General features: G+C 40.6%; 17 protein-coding genes. 6 read left to right on the forward strand and 11 right to left on the reverse strand.

Features of this window, described 5'->3' with window-relative positions; all coding sequences use genetic code 11:
• Nucleotides 1–12: 12 nt before the first annotated feature.
• The gene (locus tag IPM71_00080; GenBank protein ID QQS51158.1) at nt 13–663 is read left to right on the forward strand and encodes an NUDIX hydrolase; all 651 of its coding nucleotides are present in this window, start codon (nt 13–15) and stop codon (nt 661–663) included.
• A gap of 115 nt (nt 664–778) precedes the next feature.
• On the opposite strand, the gene nrfA is transcribed toward IPM71_00080, so the two are convergent.
• From nrfA to IPM71_00105, 5 genes are all read right to left on the reverse strand, one after another.
• The gene (gene nrfA / locus IPM71_00085; protein QQS51159.1) at nt 779–2,326 is read right to left on the reverse strand and encodes an ammonia-forming cytochrome c nitrite reductase; all 1,548 of its coding nucleotides are present in this window, start codon (nt 2,324–2,326) and stop codon (nt 779–781) included.
• Nucleotides 2,327–2,336: 10 nt separating this feature from the next.
• Nucleotides 2,337–2,924: a cytochrome c nitrite reductase small subunit gene (gene nrfH / locus IPM71_00090; GenBank protein ID QQS51160.1), complete on the reverse strand. Its 588-nt coding sequence runs from the start codon at nt 2,922–2,924 to the stop codon at nt 2,337–2,339.
• Nucleotides 2,925–3,123: 199 nt separating this feature from the next.
• Entirely contained in the window at nt 3,124–3,474 is a 351-nt protein-coding gene (locus IPM71_00095) for a cupin domain-containing protein (protein ID QQS51161.1), read from the reverse strand.
• 89 nt (nt 3,475–3,563) lie between these two features.
• Nucleotides 3,564–5,234 carry a hydroxylamine reductase gene (gene hcp / locus IPM71_00100; GenBank protein QQS51162.1) on the reverse strand — a complete coding sequence of 557 codons (1,671 nt, stop codon included), beginning with the start codon at nt 5,232–5,234 and terminating at the stop codon, nt 3,564–3,566.
• 154 nt (nt 5,235–5,388) lie between these two features.
• Nucleotides 5,389–6,312 (reverse strand): 4Fe-4S binding protein, encoded by a 924-nt coding sequence (locus IPM71_00105; GenBank protein ID QQS51163.1) that lies wholly within the window; start codon nt 6,310–6,312, stop codon nt 5,389–5,391.
• Nucleotides 6,313–6,457: 145 nt separating this feature from the next.
• On the opposite strand from IPM71_00105, the gene IPM71_00110 reads away from it, so the two are divergent.
• The 4 genes from IPM71_00110 to IPM71_00125 all read left to right on the forward strand — a co-directional run bounded on the left by IPM71_00110 (nt 6,458) and on the right by IPM71_00125 (nt 12,044).
• A complete protein-coding gene (locus tag IPM71_00110) occupies nt 6,458–7,129 on the forward strand; it encodes a Crp/Fnr family transcriptional regulator (protein ID QQS51164.1) in 672 nt (223 codons plus the stop codon).
• Nucleotides 7,130–7,480: 351 nt separating this feature from the next.
• Nucleotides 7,481–10,324: an N-6 DNA methylase gene (locus IPM71_00115; protein QQS51165.1), complete on the forward strand. Its 2,844-nt coding sequence runs from the start codon at nt 7,481–7,483 to the stop codon at nt 10,322–10,324.
• Nucleotides 10,325–10,342: 18 nt separating this feature from the next.
• Nucleotides 10,343–11,227 (forward strand): DUF488 domain-containing protein, encoded by an 885-nt coding sequence (locus IPM71_00120; GenBank protein QQS51166.1) that lies wholly within the window; start codon nt 10,343–10,345, stop codon nt 11,225–11,227.
• Nucleotide 11,228: 1 nt separating this feature from the next.
• A complete protein-coding gene (locus IPM71_00125; protein ID QQS51167.1) occupies nt 11,229–12,044 on the forward strand; it encodes a hypothetical protein in 816 nt (271 codons plus the stop codon).
• A 197-nt stretch (nt 12,045–12,241) separates the two neighbouring features.
• On the opposite strand, the gene IPM71_00130 is transcribed toward IPM71_00125, so the two are convergent.
• From IPM71_00130 to IPM71_00150, 5 genes are all read right to left on the reverse strand, one after another.
• Nucleotides 12,242–13,495, reverse strand: coding sequence for a hypothetical protein (locus tag IPM71_00130; GenBank protein ID QQS51168.1), 1,254 nt, complete (start codon nt 13,493–13,495; stop codon nt 12,242–12,244).
• Between the two features lies 1 nt (nt 13,496).
• Nucleotides 13,497–15,686: a peptidase domain-containing ABC transporter gene (locus IPM71_00135; protein QQS51169.1), complete on the reverse strand. Its 2,190-nt coding sequence runs from the start codon at nt 15,684–15,686 to the stop codon at nt 13,497–13,499.
• A 109-nt stretch (nt 15,687–15,795) separates the two neighbouring features.
• The gene (locus IPM71_00140) at nt 15,796–17,769 is read right to left on the reverse strand and encodes a tetratricopeptide repeat-containing sensor histidine kinase (GenBank protein ID QQS51170.1); all 1,974 of its coding nucleotides are present in this window, start codon (nt 17,767–17,769) and stop codon (nt 15,796–15,798) included.
• 5 nt (nt 17,770–17,774) lie between these two features.
• Entirely contained in the window at nt 17,775–18,137 is a 363-nt protein-coding gene (locus IPM71_00145) for a hypothetical protein (GenBank protein QQS51171.1), read from the reverse strand.
• A gap of 108 nt (nt 18,138–18,245) precedes the next feature.
• The gene (locus tag IPM71_00150; GenBank protein ID QQS51172.1) at nt 18,246–18,995 is read right to left on the reverse strand and encodes a 1-acyl-sn-glycerol-3-phosphate acyltransferase; all 750 of its coding nucleotides are present in this window, start codon (nt 18,993–18,995) and stop codon (nt 18,246–18,248) included.
• A 341-nt stretch (nt 18,996–19,336) separates the two neighbouring features.
• Between IPM71_00150 and IPM71_00155 the strand changes: the two genes are divergently transcribed.
• Nucleotides 19,337–19,729, forward strand: coding sequence for a hypothetical protein (locus IPM71_00155; protein ID QQS51173.1), 393 nt, complete (start codon nt 19,337–19,339; stop codon nt 19,727–19,729).
• A gap of 29 nt (nt 19,730–19,758) precedes the next feature.
• Here IPM71_00155 and pbpC read toward each other — a convergent pair whose 3' ends face one another.
• A complete protein-coding gene (gene pbpC / locus IPM71_00160; protein QQS52748.1) occupies nt 19,759–22,056 on the reverse strand; it encodes a penicillin-binding protein 1C in 2,298 nt (765 codons plus the stop codon).
• Nucleotides 22,057–22,214 lie beyond the last annotated feature (158 nt).

The raw sequence follows: 22,214 nt of genomic DNA on the forward strand, positions 1-22,214 counted from the left end.
AAAAGTTGTTGCATGCGAAAATATACCTACGATTATCCACGTCCTGCACTCACAGTAGATTCTGTCTTGTTTACCTGGTTCGGTGAAAAATTGCAAACCTTATTAATACAGCGCGGACAGGATCCATTTAAGGGCATGTGGGCCTATCCTGGTGGTTTTGTCGACGAAGGTGAAACCGCCGGGCAGGCTGCCGTGCGTGAGTTGTGGGAAGAAACCGGGGTGCACGGAATACACATCGAACAATTGTATACCGAAACCAATCCTCACCGCGATCCGCGTGGATGGATAATTTCTGTTGTCCATTTTGCCCTCGTACCTGCGTCCATTGATATATTACCTGGCGACGATGCCAGTCAGGTCGCATGGCATCCGGTTCACCAATCACCGGCTATGGTGTTTGGGCACGAACTTTTTTTACGGAAAGCCTTAGAGAGAATGCGGCAACAGCTTTTGTTCCATGTTATCGGTCGGGAAATACTGCCTGTTGATTTTGAATTGAAAGACTTGTATAAATTCTATTTGCAGCTAATCAATATTCCCGAACAGGTTGAAAAACTGGTAAAACGCTTGATCGATTATGGCATATTAATTCAAGTTGGCACCAAATGGCATTTCGAAAAAGGCCGTTACGAAGCTGTATTGAAAACAGGATTTTTACGTTAAGCAATGTTTTGGACATTACAAATCAAATTCGCCCCTATGCAAGGAAGTGAACGTGCAAAGAAATGATAAAAGGTAGAAAATAATTTTCCACCTTCCTGTTTTTATGCAAAGTGCACTAATTCATATTATCGAGCAGGTAGTTAGCTTCACGTTCGTTCGCAACTTCGAGCCATTGAGGAACAACTTCTTTTAAGAAGCGGTCTTTATCAGCTTGCATGACTTTTACATCCAGACCGATGTATTCCTGCGCTTTAGCTTTGGTAGCAATATCCGGATAAGGTACTTCGCCATTAAACCCCAGATTTACAAACAAACGGGCAAGCTTGATTCTTGCTTCCTGCGCAAGGGCAATGCCGGTGCCAATTACTCTCGAAGTTTCGACCGGAGAGTGGAAAGAACTACCATGGCCTGCAGCAGTGTAATCCCAACGCCACTGGGCATGGCGGATATCTAAGAGTATGGCTTTCATATCAGCTTCGGTAGCACCAAGGTCCCAGGCTTTTTTTGCTTCGACATGCGCCCTCACCAGCAGTTCTTCGAGTTTATCACGGTTTTCGATAATGCGGTCCTGACGCTCGTACACATCGGCCAATAGGCGAGCGCCTTCTTGTCGGTGACAAACCTGACACGAGTTCGAGATGTTGTTGAGCGGGCTTTGCAGGTGATGGCTGGTGTATTTCAACCCGCCCTCGCTGGTATAAGGCATGTGGCAGTCGGCACAGGAAACCCCGCGGCTGGCATGCACACCAGTCATGTACACTTCGTAATCGGGATGCTGTGCTTTCAACATAGGTGCTTTGCTTAAAGCATGTGTCCAGTCGGTAAATTCAATGTTGTCATAATAGGCTTCCATTTGTTCGGCCGAGTAACCATTGTCCCAGGGAAAGGTGAGGTATGGAACCCCTTCTATTTTCTTTTTGTTGAAATAATATTCCACATGACACTGTGCACAAACCAACGAACGCATTTCCTGGTGCGAAGCTTTGCTGATATCTTTTCCCTGCCGTTGATATGCTTCGATTAAAGCCGGCCGGGAGATTCGCAGGTTCATGGTTTCGGCATCGTGGCAGTCGCCACAACCAATGGCGTTGACAATCTCGTGTCCTTTTGTATCCATCGATCCGCTATAAAATGCAGCTACTCCCGCTTCGAAGTTTCCACCATTTTCTTCTATGAGCTGGTGCATTAATCGCGGCACATCAGGACTCTTGCAGGTCCAGCAGGTATTGGGTTGCGGACTGGGCACTCCTTCGGCAGGAGCTCCTGTACGCAGGGTATTCCACACATCTTCGATGGCATAGTAGTGGCCACGTCCCTGGTTGTAATCTTTCGAAAAAGCATAGCCAGCCCAAAGTACTACCAAACGCGGGTCTACTGCAAGCATATCGATAGTGGCATTGCCGTTGTGTTTGCTGCGGAAAGAAGTATCAGCAGTCTGTATGTACGATTGGTACTCTTTGGGGAAATTCTTTCCCCATACTTCGCTGCGCGGTTCGAACTGCCCGTAATCGACCTTTTTCGTATAGGCAAACACAGCCTCGGCACGTCGCTCCATGATAGAAGAGGCCAAGAGGCCCAGAAAAAATACCACTACCAGTGTGGCAAAGAAAATCAGCCAACCGAACAGGGGCTTTTGATTAATTTTTTCGCGGAGGGTTTTCATACCGTTGAATTTAGTCGTTTTTAATTTGTTTCAGCCAATCGGGCACAGGACTCTGGGGAACAGGAACACGGGCATTGGGCACGCTCGATAGGCTTTTAACACTGCCATGTGGCGTTTCGCGGTGACATTCCCAACATTGCCGTTCGGTTCTGAATTGATGGTATTCTGCTGTCCAGGCCAGCACTTTCGAATCGGTTATCTTATAGCTGTGACATCGGATGCAGTTTTGTTGCACCACCTTCTGTCCGGGCTCATGCATAAAAATAACCTGTGGTTCGCGCCGTAGGGTAAAAATAGTGGCATGACGCAATCCGTCTTTGGCTTTAAAATAATATTTGTTGAATACGTTGTTGTGCGGCACATGACAATCGTTGCAGTTGGCCACTTCGCGGTGTGCACTGTGGTTCCAGGTAGCATATTGGGGAGCCATGATATGGCAATTCACGCAGGTTTCGGGCTTGTCGGACAGGTAGGAGTGGGCACGCGAAAGAAAAAACATATAAGCCATTAAACCAAACACAATGCCGGAAAGCAATATTGCTCGCAACTTCCAGTTTTCCGGTGGGCCGAAGGTTTTATGAATCCAGTTGAGCCTCATGCATGGTTTTAGGTTGAATAAAAATAAGCATTATATTAAAGCCTATAAACACATTCATTTAATTTAAACCCATTCTTAATTAGTTTATCCGATGGGAATAATAGGATTGTTAGGGAATGGATTCCATCAATAAAAATTAGTGTGATATTATTATAGCCGCACATCGGACGAATAGAATCCTTCCAATACATCGTAGAGACTAAAGGTTGACCTTAAACTCTTTTTTTTCCTTGATCATGGTAAGCAACATTTTAAATTTTTCGTCGGCATCGACGGCATGCGGAATGTTAGCAGGCATGATAATAAACTCACCAGTTTTTACCTGGTATGCTTTTTTGTCGATGGTAACCCTTGCTTCACCATCAATTACCTGTATAATGGCATCGAAGGGAGCAGTGTGTTCGCTCAGGTTCTGGCCTTTATCAAAGGCAAACAGGGTAAGATTTCCTGCTTCGTTGCGGGTAATAATCTTGCTTACAATCGAACCTGAAGCATAGCTCACGGAGCCAGCCAGGTTTTGTGGACTTGATTTTTCGAATACTTCTGTCATATGAATAATTTTAATTTTTAAAACACTCTTTAAAATTAGTAATATCGCCAGAAATTGTTTCTTACTATTTCTGGCGATTATTGAACCCTCTACTCTGATACCGCAACAGCTTCTGCGCCAATCAGGATTTTCAAATCTTCGTCAACTTGACCAATTCCGGCTATTCCGAAATTATCTACCAGTACTTTTACCACATTGGGCGAAAGAAAAGCAGGAAGAGTAGGCCCGAGGTGAATATTCTTCACGCCCAGGTGTAGTAATGCCAGCAATACAATTACTGCCTTTTGCTCGTACCACGCTATGTTGTAAGCAATGGGTAATTCGTTAATATCATTGAGCTGAAACACCTCTTTGAGTTTAAGCGCAATAATGGCCAGGGAATATGAGTCGTTACACTGTCCGGCATCCAACATGCGGGGAATACCTCCTATATCACCAAGCTCGAGTTTGTTGTAGCGGTATTTGGCGCATCCTGCCGTAAGAATAATGGTGTTTTGAGGCAGCTTCTCAGCAAATTGCGTGTAGTAATCGCGTCCCTTCATACGGCCATCGCATCCGGCCATGACCACGAATTTTTTAATAGCGCCCGTTTTTACAGCCTCTACTACTTTATCAGCCAGCTGCATAACCTGGTTATGGGCAAAACCACCAATAATTTCACCGGTTTCAATTTCCACAGGTGGCTGACATTTTTTGGCGTGTGCGATGATGGCTGAAAAGTCTTTCGCCTTTCCCTCAGCCCTGTTGGCGATGTGCTTTACATCCGGAAATCCGGCGGAACCGGTGGTGTAAACGCGGTCTTTATAGGATTCAGCCGGTGGAACAAGGCAATTGGTAGTAAGAAGAACAGGACCGTTGAAACTTTCGAACTCTTCTTTTTGTTTCCACCATGCATTGCCATAGTTGCCCACAAAATGGCTGTACTTTTTAAATGCAGGATAGTAGTGCGCCGGAAGCATTTCGCTGTGTGTATACACATCTACTCCCGTTCCTTCGGTTTGGCGCAACAGTTCTTCCATGTCTTTCAAATCGTGACCACTGATAAGAATGCCGGGCTTGTTCTGCACACCAATATTTACTTTGGTAATTTCCGGGTTTCCATAAGCACTGGTGTTGGCATGGTCAAGCAGAGCCATTACATCTACACCAAATTTTCCGCATTCGAGTACCAGGGCGACAAGTGCATTGGCATCAAGGTCGTTGCGGGTAGTAGCTACAAGGGCTTTGTGCATGAATTTATATACCTCAAGGTTTTCCTGACCCAGATTGAAGGCATGTTCGGCATAAGCGGCCATTCCTTTTAAACCATAGATAAGGAGCTCTTTCAGCGAACGGATGTCTTCGTTGGTTTCGCGCAGAATACTCACCAGCAAGCTGCGGGCAATAAACGAATGTTCGTTCTTGGGTTTCCAGATAGCACATTCAGGCAGATTGGCAGGAATATCCTGTCCGTTCCTGAGAATTTCAGCCTTCATGTTTTCACGTAGTTCGATACCTTCCTGGCATTTTTTAATAATTGCTGCATCGTCGAAATTGGCATTGGTAATGGTCATAAATAGCGCCTCAAAGGTGTACTGATCGGCAGCCTTATTTCGTTGTCCCTCGTCATTGGCCATTTGTGTAAACACAGATACCCCACGGGCTATGTCGACCAGTAAATCCTGTAAATTGGAAGTGGATTCTCCTTTTCCGCAAACTCCTTTGATAGTGCAGCCGGTTCCTTTGGCTGCTTCCTGACATTGATAACAAAACATACTCATAGTATAAATTTATTTATTGGTTTTACATTTATTAAAATCTATTTTGATTTGAATGAGGCATTCCTTTTCCATGGGAATGGAATTAGCTTTAAGTAAAGTAAGAATCCTTACTTGTCTTTTCACCTTCCCTTAATAAAGTGCTCTTATAGGAAATCTAAACCCAGTCTTCGCTGATTACTTCGCCTTCTACAGAAACAATGGCCAGTTTAATGGGTACTTTCCGGCTGGCATGGGATGCTGCCGTTTTTACCATTTGCAATAAACCTCCACAACATGGCACCGACATAATCATTACCGTGATAGTATTGACTTTAGCCTGATCAATCAAAGCTACAGTTTTCTGAAGGTAGGTGTCCATGCCGCTGTCGAGCTTGGGGCAAGCAATGGCAAGACTCTTACCTTTTAGGTATTGCTGATGGAAATTACCCAGTGCGTAAGACACACAATCGGCAGCAATCAGCAGGTCGGCATTCTGAAAATAGTTTGCCGCCGGATTGATCAGGTGCATCTGCACAGGCCATTGACGCAATTGCGATTGGGCTGAAACAGTTTGGGTAGTGTCTACTGCCATTCCGCGTGGCTCGAAACTCATGGCCTGCGAACCCGGGCACCCGCCGCCAGCATGAGCCATTGGACGGGCATGTACATTTGGTTGAGCCGATGGTGGAGTGTGTACGTGTGGTTTATGACCATGGTTATGCACCACTTCTATTACTTCATCTACATTGAAAGCGATGCTGGCTTCGTTTGCCCGCAGATACCGGACTCCTTCTTTTAGAAAAGCCATTTCGTTATGGTCTTTCAGGTGCTTCAGGTGGGCAATTACGGTGTTTTTACCTTTTTCAACCATCATTTCCATTACTTTGGTTTCGTTGTAGGGCTCAGCCTCACGCTTTTCTATTGTAATGGCCCCAAGCGGACAATGCCCTATGCAGGCTCCCAATCCGTCGCATAGCAAATCGCTGATCAGCCGTGCCTTGTTATCGATAATCTGTAAGGCTCCTTCGTGGCAATTCGGAACACATTCACCGCATCCGTTGCAAAGATCTTCGTCAATTTTTACCAGTTCCCGTATCATCGTTTCAGTATTATATTGTTTGTATGCCACAAAGCTAATTGCATAGGAGGAGCCAAAACGGTAACATATGTTACAACAATCGAAATTAATTCGATAATTTTGTTTTTCTCAAATTAACAGGCTTAAAACCTAATTCATTTATAAAATGTACGAAGAACTCACACATTGCATTCTTTTTAATGGATTGACAGAAACCCAGATTGAGTCGAAATTTTCAGGCATCGAAGTGTCGGAAAAGCAATATACCAAAGACGAGCTGATTGCCACTTACGACGAAGAATGCCGCAATCTGCTTATTGTAATGGAAGGCAGTGTGAAAGGCGAGATGGTAGATTTTAGCGGAAAAACCATTAAAATTGAAGACATAGAGAGTGTGCGCATGCTCGCCCCGGCATTTATGTTCGGACAAAACAACCGCTACCCTGTGAGCATTGTGGCCAATAACGAGGTGCGCATCCTGAGTATTTCACGAGACAACTTCCTCAGCCTGCTCATGAGCGAAAAACGCATATTAACCAATTACCTGAATAGCATATCTAACAGGGCCCAGTTTCTTTCGAATAAAATCCGCTTTCTATCCTTTCAAACCATCAAGGGAAAAATTGCCCATTATCTATTGCAGGTGCGCCAAAAGACGCAATCGGACAGGTTTGTATTACCGAAATCTCACAACGAACTGTCGGAACTTTTTGGTGTGGCGCGGCCATCGCTCAGCCGGGCCATGAGCGAATTGGCTAAGGACGGGTATATACACACCGATGGAAAAATGATAGAAATAGCAGATAAGGTAGGGCTTAGCAGTTTGCTTAAGGATTGATGTTGTGCTGAAGCAAAACTTAAGCTTCTGCTACTATTAAGTTAGTAGCAAGGCGGTCCATGTTGGCACAACTTAATTTTTTTCAAACTAAAACAAACATTCTCGTAATTAATTTAAAGGTTTTGGTGCTTTGAATAATCCAGACCCTTCAGTAATAATTTTTTTTGCCCTCGCGCTTTTGCCCTAAGGGGCAATTAGGGAAAAAAGCCAGCCCCCGCACATTACAGTACATCGGGCAAACCCCACAAGGCCTGCCCACAACCAAAGTTTGCCCGAAGAGCTGTAATTTTCCACCCCGCCAATGCTAATAGTGAAGATTCTGATTAAATTTAGACTTTCGATAAACCCGACATGATATCAAAAGACGAAGCATATAAAATTATTCAACAGTTAGTTGAAAGATTTGCAGAACAACTCGATTCTTATAAATCCGGTGAATATAACGAGACCTTAACACGCCGCGATTTTATTGACCCATTTTTTAAAGCTTTAGGTTGGGATATTGATAATTCACAAGGATATGCCGAAGCTTATCGTGAGGTTATTCACGAAGACAAGGTGAAAATTGGAAAGGCAACAAAAGCACCTGATTATTCATTTCGTTTGCCCGGAGGTAAACGACTTTTCTTTGTTGAGGCAAAAAAACCAAGTGTTCTTGTGCGGGAAGATATTTCAGTGTCTTATCAGGTTCGTCGTTATGGGTGGAGTGCAAAACTACCAGTAAGTATTGTAACCGACTTTGAAGAATTTGCAGTCTACGATTGTACTAAAAAGCCCAATCCTACAGACAAATCATCCATTGCAAGGATTAAATACCTCACTTACGATAAATACCTCGATGAATTTGAATATCTCTGGGATATCTTTTCAAAAGAAAGAGTTTTAAAAGGTAGTTTTGACCGCTATGTACAAAGTGATACGGTCAGAAAAGGTACAGCTACCGTTGATAAGGAGTTTTTAACCTCGCTTGATTCTTGGAGAACTTATTTAGCTACAAGCATTAGTATTAAAAACAAACAGCTTGACGAAGACGAAATAAATTTTGCCGTACAACAAACCATTGATAGATTAATTTTTCTTCGTATTGCCGAGGATAGGGGAGTAGAGCCATACGGACAACTTAAATTATCTGTAAACGCTAAGGGCGATTCATACCAAAACCTTTTTCAAAACTTTAAAAAAGCTGATGAGAAATACAATTCAGGTTTATTCGACTTCAAAAAGGACGTAATTTCAGAATCGCTGACAATTGATAATAAAGTAGTAAAAACTATTATCAGTGAAATGTATTACCCTGAAAGTCCTTACGAGTTTTCGGTTCTCTCGGTCGAAATTCTTGGAAGTGCATACGAGCAATTTCTTGGCAAACAGATTAAAATTGACACGGGACACCGTGCCAAAATAGAGGAAAAACCTGAAGTCCGTAAGGCAGGTGGTGTTTATTACACTCCTCAATATGTGGTTGATTACATTGTCGAAAACACTGTTGGTAAACTCATAGAAGGCAAAACCCCGAAACAAATAGGAAAAATTAAAATAGCTGACCCTGCTTGTGGTAGTGGCAGTTTTTTAATAGGGGCATATCAATATTTGCTGGATTTTCATAAAAACTATTACACCGATAAAGGAACTAAAATAGGTAAAAAAGATAGCCCAACAACCCCCGAAGGTAATCTTACCTCTGCTGAAAAAAAGCGAATCTTGCTAAATAATATTTACGGTGTCGATATTGATGTAAATGCCGTAGAAGTTACCAAACTAAGTCTTTTGCTTAAATGTATGGAGGGTGAAACAGAAAATTCACTTGCACAGCAATATAAACTTTGGCATGAACGCATTTTACCAACCCTCGATAATAATATTAAAAGTGGCAATAGTATAGTAGATATTGATTATTACGATTCTGTTATCGACTTTGGTGAAGAAAAGAAGATTAAACCATTCAATTGGCAAAAAGCATTTCCCGATATTTTCAGTCAGGGCGGTTTTGATTTTATTATTGGAAATCCGCCCTATTTAGGAGGGCGAGAGTGGAAAGAAGAAAATGGAAATGTTTATGACTATTTCATTAATAGATATAAAGTAGCCGAATATCAATTTGATATTTATGCCTTATTTTGGGAGCTTGGAATTAGGATTCTAAAACCAAATGGTTTAATTGGATTTATTACGCCAAATACTTGGTTAAATAATCAAAGCAACACAAAGCTTAGAACCTATATTTTAGATAATACAAGCATTCGCAATATTGTAGATTATTCAAAAATAAAAGTTTTTGACCAAGCCACCGTTTTACCAATAATTGCAGTCCTCGAAAAAGCTATTATAAAGAATCAATTAACAGAAATACTCGAACCTTTTGAGAATGAATTAATAGTCAAAAATTGTGTAAATCAAAATATCTGGAATGACGGAAATCTTAATATTATAAATATTGATTTAAATGAAATTGATTTAAAATTAAGAGAGAAAATAGAGATACAGTCTGAAACCTTAGATAAACTGGCCAATATTAAATTTGGGATAAAAGTTTATCAAACAGGAAAAGGAAAACCAAAACAAACTGCTGATATGGCAGTAAATAAAATATTTGAATCAAAAGAAAAGGTTGACGATAATTATCTCCCGTATTTAAAAGGTAAGGACATTAATAAATATTCATATACTTGGAATGGCGATTGGTTAAATTATGGAGTTCATTTAGCTGAGCCAAGAACAATTGATTTATTTACTGGTGAAAGATTATTGGTTAGAAGAATTGTAGGAGAGACTCTTATTTCTACATTTATAGATAAAGATTTGGTAACAGGTCAGCTTCTTCAAATAGTTAAACCTTTTACTCCTTCAAATTCGAAATATTTATTAGGTATTATTAACTCAAAACTTATAGCCTTTTATTTCAGGAAAAAATATAACAGGCAAGATAAAACATTTCCAGAGATTCGAATTTATGAATTGGCGTCATTACCTATTAAACAAATAAGTAATAAGTTAGAAATTAAACTTCGTGATGATATTATTTCTTCTGTTGATTTAATGCTAAAACTTAATGAAGAACTTCAAACTTCAAAACTCCCTGATAAAATTGAACAGTTAAAATCACGAATTGAACATTCAGATAATAAAATAAATCAATTAGTTTACCAACTTTATGGTTTAACAGATGTTGAAACAAAAATTATTGAAAGCAATTAATTGAGTTAAATTTGCAGTATGTATTATCGTCGTAAAATATTGCTCGCATTGTTGGAGGCATTCGAAAACAGGCTCGATAAAATAAGCCTTCAAAAACTTTTGATGTTATTAACCAAACAACAACAAAAACCCGATTTTCATTTTGTACCATACAAATACGGTTGTTATTCATTTCAGGCTACCGCCGATTTGCAAACAATGACCAAATATAAACAAGTTGAATTGCAAGGTAACGATTGGGTTAAAACCGATACTGAAAAATATTTATTGATTATAAATGATAGGGACAGGCAGGCTATTCGATATATTAAACAAATGTATGGCAATAAAACAAGCGACGAGCTTATTAGGCATACTTATCTGAAATATCCGCAATATGCAATTAATAGTAAAATTGCTGAAGACAAACTTACATCAGAAGAATACCAAAAAGTAATTGAATGCAAACCAAAATCAGATAAAACTACGCTATTTACAATCGGTTACGAGGGGATTAGTCTCGAAGAATATATTAACAAGTTAATTGCTAATAATATTAAAGTTCTATGTGATGTTCGAAAGAATTCGTTAAGTATGAAATTTGGATTTAGCAAATCGCAACTGCAAAATGCTTGTAATGGAGTAGGTATAGAATATTATCATATGCCACAATTAGGAATCGATTCTGATAAACGACAAGAACTCAATATACAATCCGATTACGATAAACTTTTTATTATTTATAGGAATGATATTCTTACTCAAACAAAGAATTATCAGGATACAATAATTAAACTTTTAAATGATAAACACAGGGTTGCATTAACTTGTTTTGAGGCTAATATTAATCAATGTCATCGTAAACATCTCGCCGAAACATTAGTCAAACATCCTTCCTTCAATTGGGAATTGAAACATATCTAACATGGCGATTACCAAAGTTCTCATTACTGTTAAAACTTATCCGGCAATATCAAAAAAGTATGAAGAGCTAGTTTGTACTGCGGGGTTTCGTGAAGACGGTACATGGATTCGTATTTATCCAATTCAATTTCGAAAGAAGTCTTATAACGAACAATATTCAAAATATCAATGGATTGAAGTTGATTTAGTTAAAAATAAAAGCGATTTCAGGCCTGAAAGTTATAGACCTGTTTCTCACGAAACTGAAATAAAAATAGTAGGTGAAATTAAAGCCGACGGTAATACATGGACTGAGCGGAGAAAGATAGTTTTAAATAAAGTTTACGATAATTTATCGACTTTAATATCTGAAGCCAAGGATAAAGAAACTTGTACATCACTTGCGGTTTTTAAACCAACAAAGATTATTGATTTTGTTTGGAAAGAAGTAGAAAGAAATTGGACAAAGGATAAAATTGCCCAGTTTCAGCAGTTGAACTTATTTCAGAATGTCAATGATAAGAAATTTGAGGTAGTAAAAAAATTACCCTATAAGTTTTCATTTGTCTTTGAAGATATTAATGGCAAAAGAAGTACAACAATGATTGAAGACTGGGAAACTGGTCAATTATATTGGAATTGTTTCCGAAATCATGACGGAGATGAATTAAAAGCTTGTCAAGATGTTCGTAAAAAATATTTTGATGATTTTTCTAAAACAAAAGATTTGCATTTTTTCTTAGGAACAGCACAAACCCATCATTTTACAGGTAAAAATCCATTTATGATAATTGGAACTTTTCATCCCAAGAAACTGGAACAGTTGTCCTTGTTTTAAAGGTGATTTGTTAATAAAAGGTTGATATTTAATTACATCTATTTAGCGTTTAGATTCAACAATTTTAGAAATTGTATAACGTTATTGTAATAATTATTAACCTTTAAATCCAATTTTATCGTTGCTTCATCCTAAAGTATCAGGATTCGTGATGATATGCTTTTTTTAAGACTTAACTAAACATTATTGAATCCGAACTAATCAAGAGTCACTATTTTTAAAAATCCCCGAAGCAAATATACCGCAAGTGGTTTCTCTTCGACAATAAATGTGGCGGTTCCGGTCATTCCTTTGGTTACTTTCGAAGCCAGGCGGCCAGTATCGGTTATTTGCAGGCTTACAGGATAAAATCCATTGTCGGCCGGGCTGCTACTGATGCTCGAAACACTTGCATGCATGGTGCCATAATAATAATGCGGAAAACTTTCGAATTTGAGCACTGCTGGCGTTCCCGATTGAATATGGCCTACTTCTGCAGGACCGGCTTCGGAAAATACAACATATTGAAGACTACTTATTTTTATGCGGAGGAGTATTTCGCCGGCAGCAATTTCGTATTCGCTTTGGTTCCGCAAGGTTAAAACACCGCTGGCAGGACTTAGCAGAATAATTGAGTTGTCGGAAATTTCATGGGGTCCATAGCTTAATTCTATTTTGCGCTTTACAAGGTCAAGCTCATTGTTCACTCCGGCCAATTCGAAACTTAAATCGGCTATTAGTTTTTCTTTCGAAGCCTGAAGCTGGCGCTTACTGCTTTGCAACTGTTCGATGCGGTTTTCAATTTCGGCTATTTGGAGGGCATAGCGTTGCTGCACTGTGATTAGTTGCTGCCGGGCGTCTTGTAATTGTTTTAACGATTCTTCGAGCTGCAAATCAGAAATTACCTGCTCGTTTTTAAGTTCAATATTCCGCTGGTGTTGAAGATTTATGGTTTCCAGCTGACGTTGAAGATTCTCGCTCTCTTTCAACGACGCCTGCTCCAGCAGTGTTTTTTCCTGCCCAACAATTTTTAGTTCTTTCTGAGCATTCTCCAATCGGGTATCGAGAATAGCCATTTCCTTTTGGTGTGCGAGGGTGCGATTGGATTCGAAAAGTGCAAGAGCAGCTTTTTTGCTGTTATATTCTTCGAGGTAATTAATAATGCCAGGCGAAGTGATTTGTAACAGCCGATCGCCAGTGTTTACTGTATCGTCTGATTTTACATAATATTTTTGCAGGTACACCACTTCGGGATATTGAAAAATGATTTCGTTCAATCCGCCCCGCAGCTCAAAGGGGAGGTTCAGCTCACGGGGTATTTTTATAAACAGACTAAGCAGAATAAGTATAACAAACAGGGCAGTTCCAAAATAAATAAGCTGCCGTGCAATTCCCTTACTTATATCCTGAAAGGGCACATCGTCGCGCAGATAATTGTTTCTCTTTTGTGATTTCTCGGAGGTATTGTCCATCTCAGTAATGGATATAGGTTTCTATAAAGGACGCATAGAGCCCCTTTTGGGCTATCAAATCCGCATGGCTTCCTTGTTCGACAATGGCGCCCTTGTCGAATACCAAAATCAGATCGGCATTTCGCAGGGTATGGATTCGATGGGCAACTGAAATGATAGTTTTTCCTTTAAACTTTTCCTTCAGTTTATCCATAATGCGCTTTTCTGTTTCGATATCCAATGCACTGCTGGCCTCATCGATAACAATAATTTCGGGATTGGCGACAAACAAGCGGGCCAGGGCAATTTTATTGCGTTGTCCGCCAGATAAATTCGAACCACTGTCACCAATCATGGTATTATAGCCAAGGTAAAGGCCGTCGATAAAATCACTTAAATCGGCCGCTTTTGCAGCTTCAAGAATTTCTTCCTCTGTGGCATCGGGATTTCCTAATTGAATATTTTCGAATATAGTTCCTTTAAACAGAAAAATATCCTGTGGCACCATGGCAATGTTTTTTCGCAATTGGGTGCGCATCACATGACGCAGTTCGGTATTGTGCAGACGAATTTCACCCTCATAATTATCGTAAAGCTTGCACAGAAGTTTTACAAAAGTCGATTTGCCGGAGCCATTGCGGCCCACAATTCCCACAAAGCTACCCTGTGGTATTTCCACATCAATGTGACGAAGAGCATAATTTTCATCCTGTTCTCGGTATCGGAACGATACCTTTTTGAAACGTACCGGGAAGAGATTTTTTACTCTCACTTTATTTTCGAAGCTAAAGTCAGCTTCTTCCTGTATCAGAATATCATTTAAACGGTCGAAACTTACTGAAAGCTCGGTAAGAATGAACCAAATTTGGGTAATGCGCGAAAGTGCATGAATAACAATGGTAAAAATGGTAACAAAACCAACGTATTGACCTATTGTAAGCTGGCTGTTAAAAGTGAGATAGGCGCCATACCAATAGATAAAAGCCTGACTCAGGTAAAAGGTTGCGCTCAGCAAGGTAGACAGGCTGATGTAGGTCTTCTCTGTTTGTAAAACCTTATTCAGGGCTTTGGTGTATTGGTTTTTCCATTTCCAGAATTTAAGCTTTTCGATTCCCAGCAATCGCACGGTTTGCATTCCTAATAGGGTATCTAAGAATTGCCCCATGGTTTTTAGGTCTTCGCCAAAAATACGGTTTTCAAGGTTTTTCAGTCGGGGAGTATACACCATGGTAAGTACAATATATACCACTACAAAACCCAGCGACAGCAAGGCAAGCGGCATACTGTAAAAAAACAAAACAAGGAGGTAAATCACCACAAAGGCCGAGTCGATAAACCCTTGCAATATAGAAGGGTTCAACGCGGCGCGTATGCGAAGATTCTCCTGAAAACGGTTGATAAAATCCTCGCGCTTGTGGCTATCGAAATAACTTATCTTGAGGTGAATGAAATGGTCGAAAAAACGACTGAAAAAGGAACGTTCGAAGTTTACTTTAAACTGGGTAAGCAAGATATTCCGACCATAGGTAAGTACCACCTGACTTAAAAATATGGCAATCATACCGACCAGAATGGCATAAAGCAATTTTAGGTTGTTGTTTACCAGAACCTGATCGATGATGGTTTGGGTGAAAAAGGGCAGGGCCAGTCCGAGAAATTGCAGCACCAGGGTGCCAAGCAAAACAGGAACCAGGTACTTTCGAGAGGTAAGCAGTGCAGGTAAATAGTATTTAGTAAGAATACTTTTTCGCTTATGGCGGTATTCTTCTGCCAGTTCAGTAAGCTCGTTGTGCTTGAAAATTTCGGAAGTAGGATTAAGCACCAACACCACCCCATTCCACCGGGCATTAAACTCTTCGCGGCTAAGTGTGTATTTGCCAATGGCCGGATCAGAAATCCAGACTTTTTCCGCTGTGTGCTTGTAAACTACCACAAAATGGTTGCCATCGTAATGGGCAATAGCAGGCAAATGCACCTGGCCCAAAAGCTTGTATTCCAGTTTGTATCCTTCTGTTTCGAAACCAAATCCTTCGGCTAACTCACTGAGTGTATATAGATCGACACCTTCGCTGGTTATTCCAGCCTTTTCGGTTAAAAATGCCCGTATGTCGTAGTATCCATAATACTTAAAAATGATGGCAAGTGAGGTAGTTCCGCACTCCATCATGCCAGGTTGTTTGATAAATGGGAAAGAGGCAATACGTTTTTTCAACTTAAAAGAATTGTGGCGGTTGAGAGACCTAAATATACAAAAACTTGTTTTGTATCTACCGCAAGTTGTCAATTAGAATTGTTGAAATACCAGAACTTGGATGTTTGGCTTAAGTTACTTTCTGCTTGATGGATTTAAACAGCTTCGATTTGGGGCTTTTCTTATTGTTGAGTTCGCCATGGCCATTCGTTGAAAAATATACAGTGAATACTGAACCTTCACCAAGGGTGCTATCCACCGAAATAGTGCCCTTGTTCATTTTTACGAATTCATGCACCAGGCTCAATCCAATGCCAAGTCCTTTTTCTTTGGAGGTTCCCCAGGTACTTTTTGTTTCGTTCAGCTTAAAAAGGTTTTCTTGTTTTTCGGGCTCAATACCAACCCCTGTATCACTCACTGAAAGACAATGCATGCCATTGCTTATCGTGGCCAGTATGCTAACCGATCCATTTTTATCGGTAAATTTTAGGGCATTGCTTACAAGGTTGCGCAATATGGTCATCAGGCTGTTGCGGTCGGCATAGAGGTAGCGGGCATCTGACTTAATCTCATAAGTAAGATTAATACTTTTTGTGGCCGCCATGGCAATAAAAATGTTCAACACTTCGTCGCAGATTTCTTCCAGGTCGAGGGTCTCAGGCTTACAGGGAAATTCACCCTGCTGGCTCACAGCCCATTCTAGTAAATTATCAAGAAGGTTCTGTACTTTCTTTACAGAATATTCCATGTTGGAGGTCAATTCTTCGAGTTCGTCGTAGTTTTTCGAATTCAGAAAATCGCGAATGAGAAGGGTAGTGCCATTTAATACATTGATAGGTCCACGCAAGTCGTGAGAAATAATGGAGAAAAAACGGTCTTTTGTTTTGTTGGCTTTTTCTAGCTCATCGTGCTGTTCCTGAAGCTCTTTTTGGCGTTGCACCAATTTAACAGCCAATTTCTTACGCTTGTTGGAATGCGTGTAGAAAATAAAAAACAATCCGAAAGTAAACACCAGTACCATAATTAAAGCCGAGAGCATTATTCGCTGGTTTTGCCTTTTTTTCTGCAATAAGTCTACCTCGGCCTGTTTCTGAGCCACTTCGTATTCGGTGCGCAAATCGGCCATTTTACGAATGGTAGCTTCGTTATTAATACTGTCGCGGGTATCGATATAATTAGTCTGGCATTCGAAGGCTTTGTCGAGTTTCCCGGCCATCGCATACAACTCTGTAAGTACCTGGTATGCATCGCGTATCTGAGGCAATAAGCCTGCTCCTTCGGCAATGTTAAGCGAGATATGGGCATAATTAAGTGCCGTGGGTACATCGCGACGGGCTTTGTATATTTCGGAAAGGTAACCGTAGTAAATAGACAGGGCATAGCTGTCGTGATACTTTTCAAGAATAGTAATTGCCCGCATGATGTTTTTCTCTGCAAACCCAAATTCCCTTTTTAGGGTGTAAATCTTTCCGATATTACCCAATGAATAAGCCACGCCCACTTCGTTATTCAATTTAGAAAAAATTTTGTAGGCTTCGGTGAAATGATAATTAGCCGAATCGAGCTTGTCTATAATCAGGTATTCATTTCCGGCACTAAGCGAAGTACTGGCAATAAAAAGCGAATCTCTGGAAGCTAAAGACAATTCGATGGCTTTTTTGTAATAGGCAATGGCATTGCCCGGACTTTGCGATACCGAAAACACATTGCCAATGGCTACATAGGTGGCTGCCAGGCATGTTTGACAATCGATATGGCGTGCTACATCAGCACCATCGTAAAAATCGGAAAGTGCCCTGTCATAGCTTCCTTTTAGTTTATTGGCAATGCCAGAATAATAATAGCCACGAAACAAATAAAGGCGTTTATCCTTTAATTTTTTTGTTTGTTCAATCAGGGCTTGGGCGTAATATAAAATGGTGTCGGGGTTGTTGTGATTTCGTGCTATTTCATAGATCACAAGGGGATCTACTTCTTGCCTCTCACTTACTTGTTGATGGTAAATAGAAATCAGGCTGTCGGATTTCTTCATATCCTGGGCAGCCGAATAAGTAATGGTAAGAAGTAGAATTGTAAAAAAGAAAAATTGCACAAAACGTTTCATCGAACTCAGATTCTTATAATGATTTGTGGTGGATCATAATCTTTGCTTGAAGCAGATTTGGTTTTTATTTCTCCAGATTTGGATGACTCTTCAACCGGGCTTACAAACAGCTGACAAGCAAGTTGGCCTGAAGCTTTTTTGTTGATACGTGCTACCCAGGTGGTACAAGATTTTTTTTCGGGTCCACAACGAAGTAGGTCGCAAGCATTCGGGATGTTAATGCCAGAAATGTCTGAAATGCCAGAGTTTTCGTCTAAAGTCCACACAATCTTTTTTCCAGGTAAGGCTTGAAGATTATTCTTGTTGTCATTGTCGCGGTAATGCAACACACCCTCTTTGAGTGACAGATAAACGGTGTATTTTCCCATAGTAAGGTTTGGTTTGGTATAACAAAAAGCAATATTAATCAAAAAAAACTACGTGTTAATGTAATTTTTACAAAAACATCCCGTTTGCAAGCTGCTAAAAAAAGTCAATTAATCCCGGGCGGTGTCTTTGGATTGCTTTGCAAGGGTCTGTTGCACAAGGTTCATAAGGATCTGGATATTTTTATCAGAATAGGGTGCAATATCGACAGGAGGGTGAATCTGGATCACGGCGCGTCCTGGAAAAATATCGAATTTAGCTTTGGCACCCAAAATTTTATTGGTTCCAATGATTGAAACCGGGAGAATGGGCAGCTGAAGGTCAATCGCTAACTTAAAAGCCCCACGCTTAAAGGCCAGAAGGTCTTGCCCATTACCTCTGGTTCCTTCCGGAAAAATTACCACAGAAGTACCCCCTTGCAGTTTCTGTTTTGCTTCGCTTAAACTTTGAAGGGCAGCACGTTGATTCGATCGGTCTAAGAAAATGTGTCCCACTTTTTCACTGCCAAAACCCACACCGGGCACTCTTCTTAATTCTTTTTTCATCATCCAGCGAATGTCGATGCCTATCCAGCCATAAAGCACAAAAATATCGTACATACTCTGGTGATTCGGCGTAATGATGTACGATTGCCCCGGGTCAATGTTTTCCTTACCAAGTACTTTTACAGTTACAGGGGTTAAAAAGCACAATACACGCGACCATATGGCCCCGCCAATAAAACTTCCGGTTTTTTGGTTAATTGACAATGAGAACACCACAGCCAACACTCCAAAAAGAAGGGTAAGTAAAAAAGCCAGCGGAAGAAACACCAGCCATTTATAGGGTTGATAAAGAAAATAAAAGATGGTACGAAACATGGACGTTTTTTCGCAAATATAAGCGCTGACTGAATTTTTTATTCCATTTTTTCTGAAAATAAAGTTTAACACCAATTAGAATTCTTTTGCTCAAACATTCAAATATGCATAAAAATTAAAACGACACATGAATTATAACATTTACAAGGACCTTTTATTTGGTGTAATTTTAAGCTAAGCAATTAATGATTAATCAATTTTTTTCCTTGAAGCTAAAAGAATTATCTTTTACCTACACAAAAAACAAGGTATGATGAAACGAGCATGATTCGTTAAAAACAAACAAGGATAAAAATTTATCATGCGAGTTCCATCCGACCTTATTAAAAAATTATTTACGGATGAAAAAAGGGAATATTCAGATTCTTGACCTCGATTTCGAATACAAACTATGGAAAAACCGATTGATGTTTTTTGAGTCCGAATTGGAATTGCTGCTGGACCGTTCAACAGTGCTTGTGCATGAACATAGGGAATGGCAAATGGAAGACACTATTAAGAAAAAATTACAGGATCATTTGAGTGCAGTACAGATTATTCAGTCGAGAATAATAACCCAAGAGCAGGAAATGGCTTTGTACGCCGAAGATTACCCCATCGACAGCCAGCATAGCCATTACAGTGTTCACGAAGGCATTCGCGAAGAAATCGAACGAGTTAGCCAACAACATGCTGTAATCTTTTCTGATATTTATTCCATTTTGTGCTATCCAATTAGTAGTAAAAAAGAATAATTCAAGCCCTAATCGATTATTCAGACTTATTACAAATCTGAAAACACCACCTTTATGCTGATGGAAGCATTTCGGCCCTTGTCGTCGGAACAGCTAATGACATTGACACCCTCTTCCGGCACAAAGAATACAAGCTCGTCGCGGGCAGCTTCGAGATAGAATTTTTGATTGATATACCAATAAACCCTGCTCACATCATTGGATGCTTCGCACCTTAAGGGTATTTCGTTGTTATCGTTTTCATTTATATAGTAGGTATTGTTTTTCACCGGCGAGGTTATCAGCGGCTTTAATCCAGAAAGAAACTGTTCACACTCGCTATTATGTTCCGGAATCCTTTTGAACGGAACCTGAGCCTCAGTATAATGGCTGATAATTTCCGGAGTAAGATTGGGATAGTAAGCTTCGGCGTAACCAAATTCAGGGCAACAATGCGTACAATAAGAAACTGTTGAGTCGCTATTAATCAATACTTTTTTAAGGTGCCGGCAAAGAGTATTGTCCGATACCCCCGGGATGTAAAAATCAAGAACCTGTTCGTTACAAAAAAAATCGGGCAAATTTCCTGACTGCGAACACACGTACCTGTAATTAATATTTTCGGGCATCGCAATCCATTCATTCCGGCTGTTTTTATCAATGGCATTAAAAATTCTGAATAGCAAAGGAGAAGCAATTTCAGAACCGCTTAAATGAGGCACACCTACAGATGAGAAGTTGCCTGCCCAAACTGCAACAGTAAACCGCTTGTTGTAACCAATGCTCCATGCATCTTTTCGTCCGTATGAGGTTCCTGTTTTCCAGGCAATTTTGGGCATATTCACACTGTTTTCCCATTCCAATGGCAAGTCAGGTCGCTCCAGTTGCGACAAGATTTCTGAAATCATATAAGCCGATATCTCCGAAACAATACGGATGGTATCGGAATAATTGTCTGAAACCTGGTAGTTCAGTGGGGCAAAGAGGCCTCCATTGGCAAAGGTACAATAGAGGCCGGCCAATTGTTCGAGCGTGGCACCGCAACCGCCCAAGGCTGCAGACAAGCCCAGATCAGGCAATGAATTTTCGATGTGCAAAAAGCCTGCTTGCTGCAAGCCTTTAAAGAATACTTCTGTTTTCAGTTCGGCAAGTACCTTAATGGCAGGAACATTAAGCGATGCTGCAAGCGCCTTTTCGATGCTCACTGGTCCGTAATAACTGCCATCGTAATTCTCTGGTTCATAACCCGAGAAACTTACAGGCACATCGTTTACGATAGTTTTGGGAGTTACCAGACCGGCATCGAATGCAAGAGCATACACGAGTGGCTTTAAAGTACTGCCCGGCGAACGCAGAGCCCTGATCCCATCGACCTGCCCACCATCGTCGGCATTGTTAAACCCGGCCGATCCCACATAAGCCAGTACTTGTCGGGATTGATTATCGACAACAAGGGCCATGGCATTTTTAATGTTTTTAAAGTATAAAGCTTTCACATAATTACTAACCAGCGATTCGCAGGTTGCCTGCATTTCAGCATTGATGGAGGAATAGATAAGGGTAGTTCCTGATTTATGCTTCAATCGGTACGATAGGTGTGGGGCCTTCTTTGGAACCGGTCTTCGAAAAGCCCCAATGGGTTCGGCAATGGCATCGGCCAATGCAGCACTATCGAAAATACCGGCCGAAAGATAACGCTGAAGCCATTTGTTTCTCTCTTCGAACAATCTGTTTTCATGCAAACCAAGCTGTAAACTCACAGGCCGGTTTGGCACAATGGTGAGGGTGGCAATTTCGCCCGTGCTCAGGTGGTTAGGTTGTTTGCCAAAATAAAGTATCGAGGCGGCTTTGACTCCTTCGATGTTCCCCCCATAGGGTACCAGGTTTAGGTAGAGTGAAAGAATTTCCTGTTTCGAAAATTTCCAATCAAGCTGAAGGGCCCTGAACATTTCCAGCATTTTGTTTTTGTATGTACGTGATTTAGGATTCAGCAAACGCACTACCTGCATGCCTATGGTTGATGCCCCGGAGGTACGTTTTCCCTTTCGAAGGTTATTGAATGTTGCTCTCACTACAGATACCGGATTGATACCCGGATGCCAGTAAAAAAAGCGGTCTTCCTTCCACAAAAAAGCTTTCTTTAGCTCCGGGGTAATCTCTTCTGAGAGAATTTGCATGCGCCATTTTTCGTCGTTGCTCAGATAGGCATGCAACATGCTGCTATCGCGGGCCATGATTATGGGTGAGTACGAGACCTGTACACGAAGCGGGAATAAGCTATTCAATATTAGAAAAAGCAAAAACAAAGTCGCAATAAAGCTTAAAAATCTTCTGAGAAAGATGGGTATTTTATGGTAATGGAAATGCAATTTCTGAACGTATACTTTATAGTTAGCTATATGTACTAATGTCGGAAAAAACAAGCTGTAGATTTTTGGAATGGCTAAAGTTAGGTTTTTTGTGGTAAGTATCGAAACCGCAATCTGTTCTCAAAAACTTTTTAGTA

The organism is Bacteroidota bacterium (assembly GCA_016699695.1).
GTDB lineage: Bacteria > Bacteroidota > Bacteroidia > Bacteroidales > UBA10428 > UBA10428.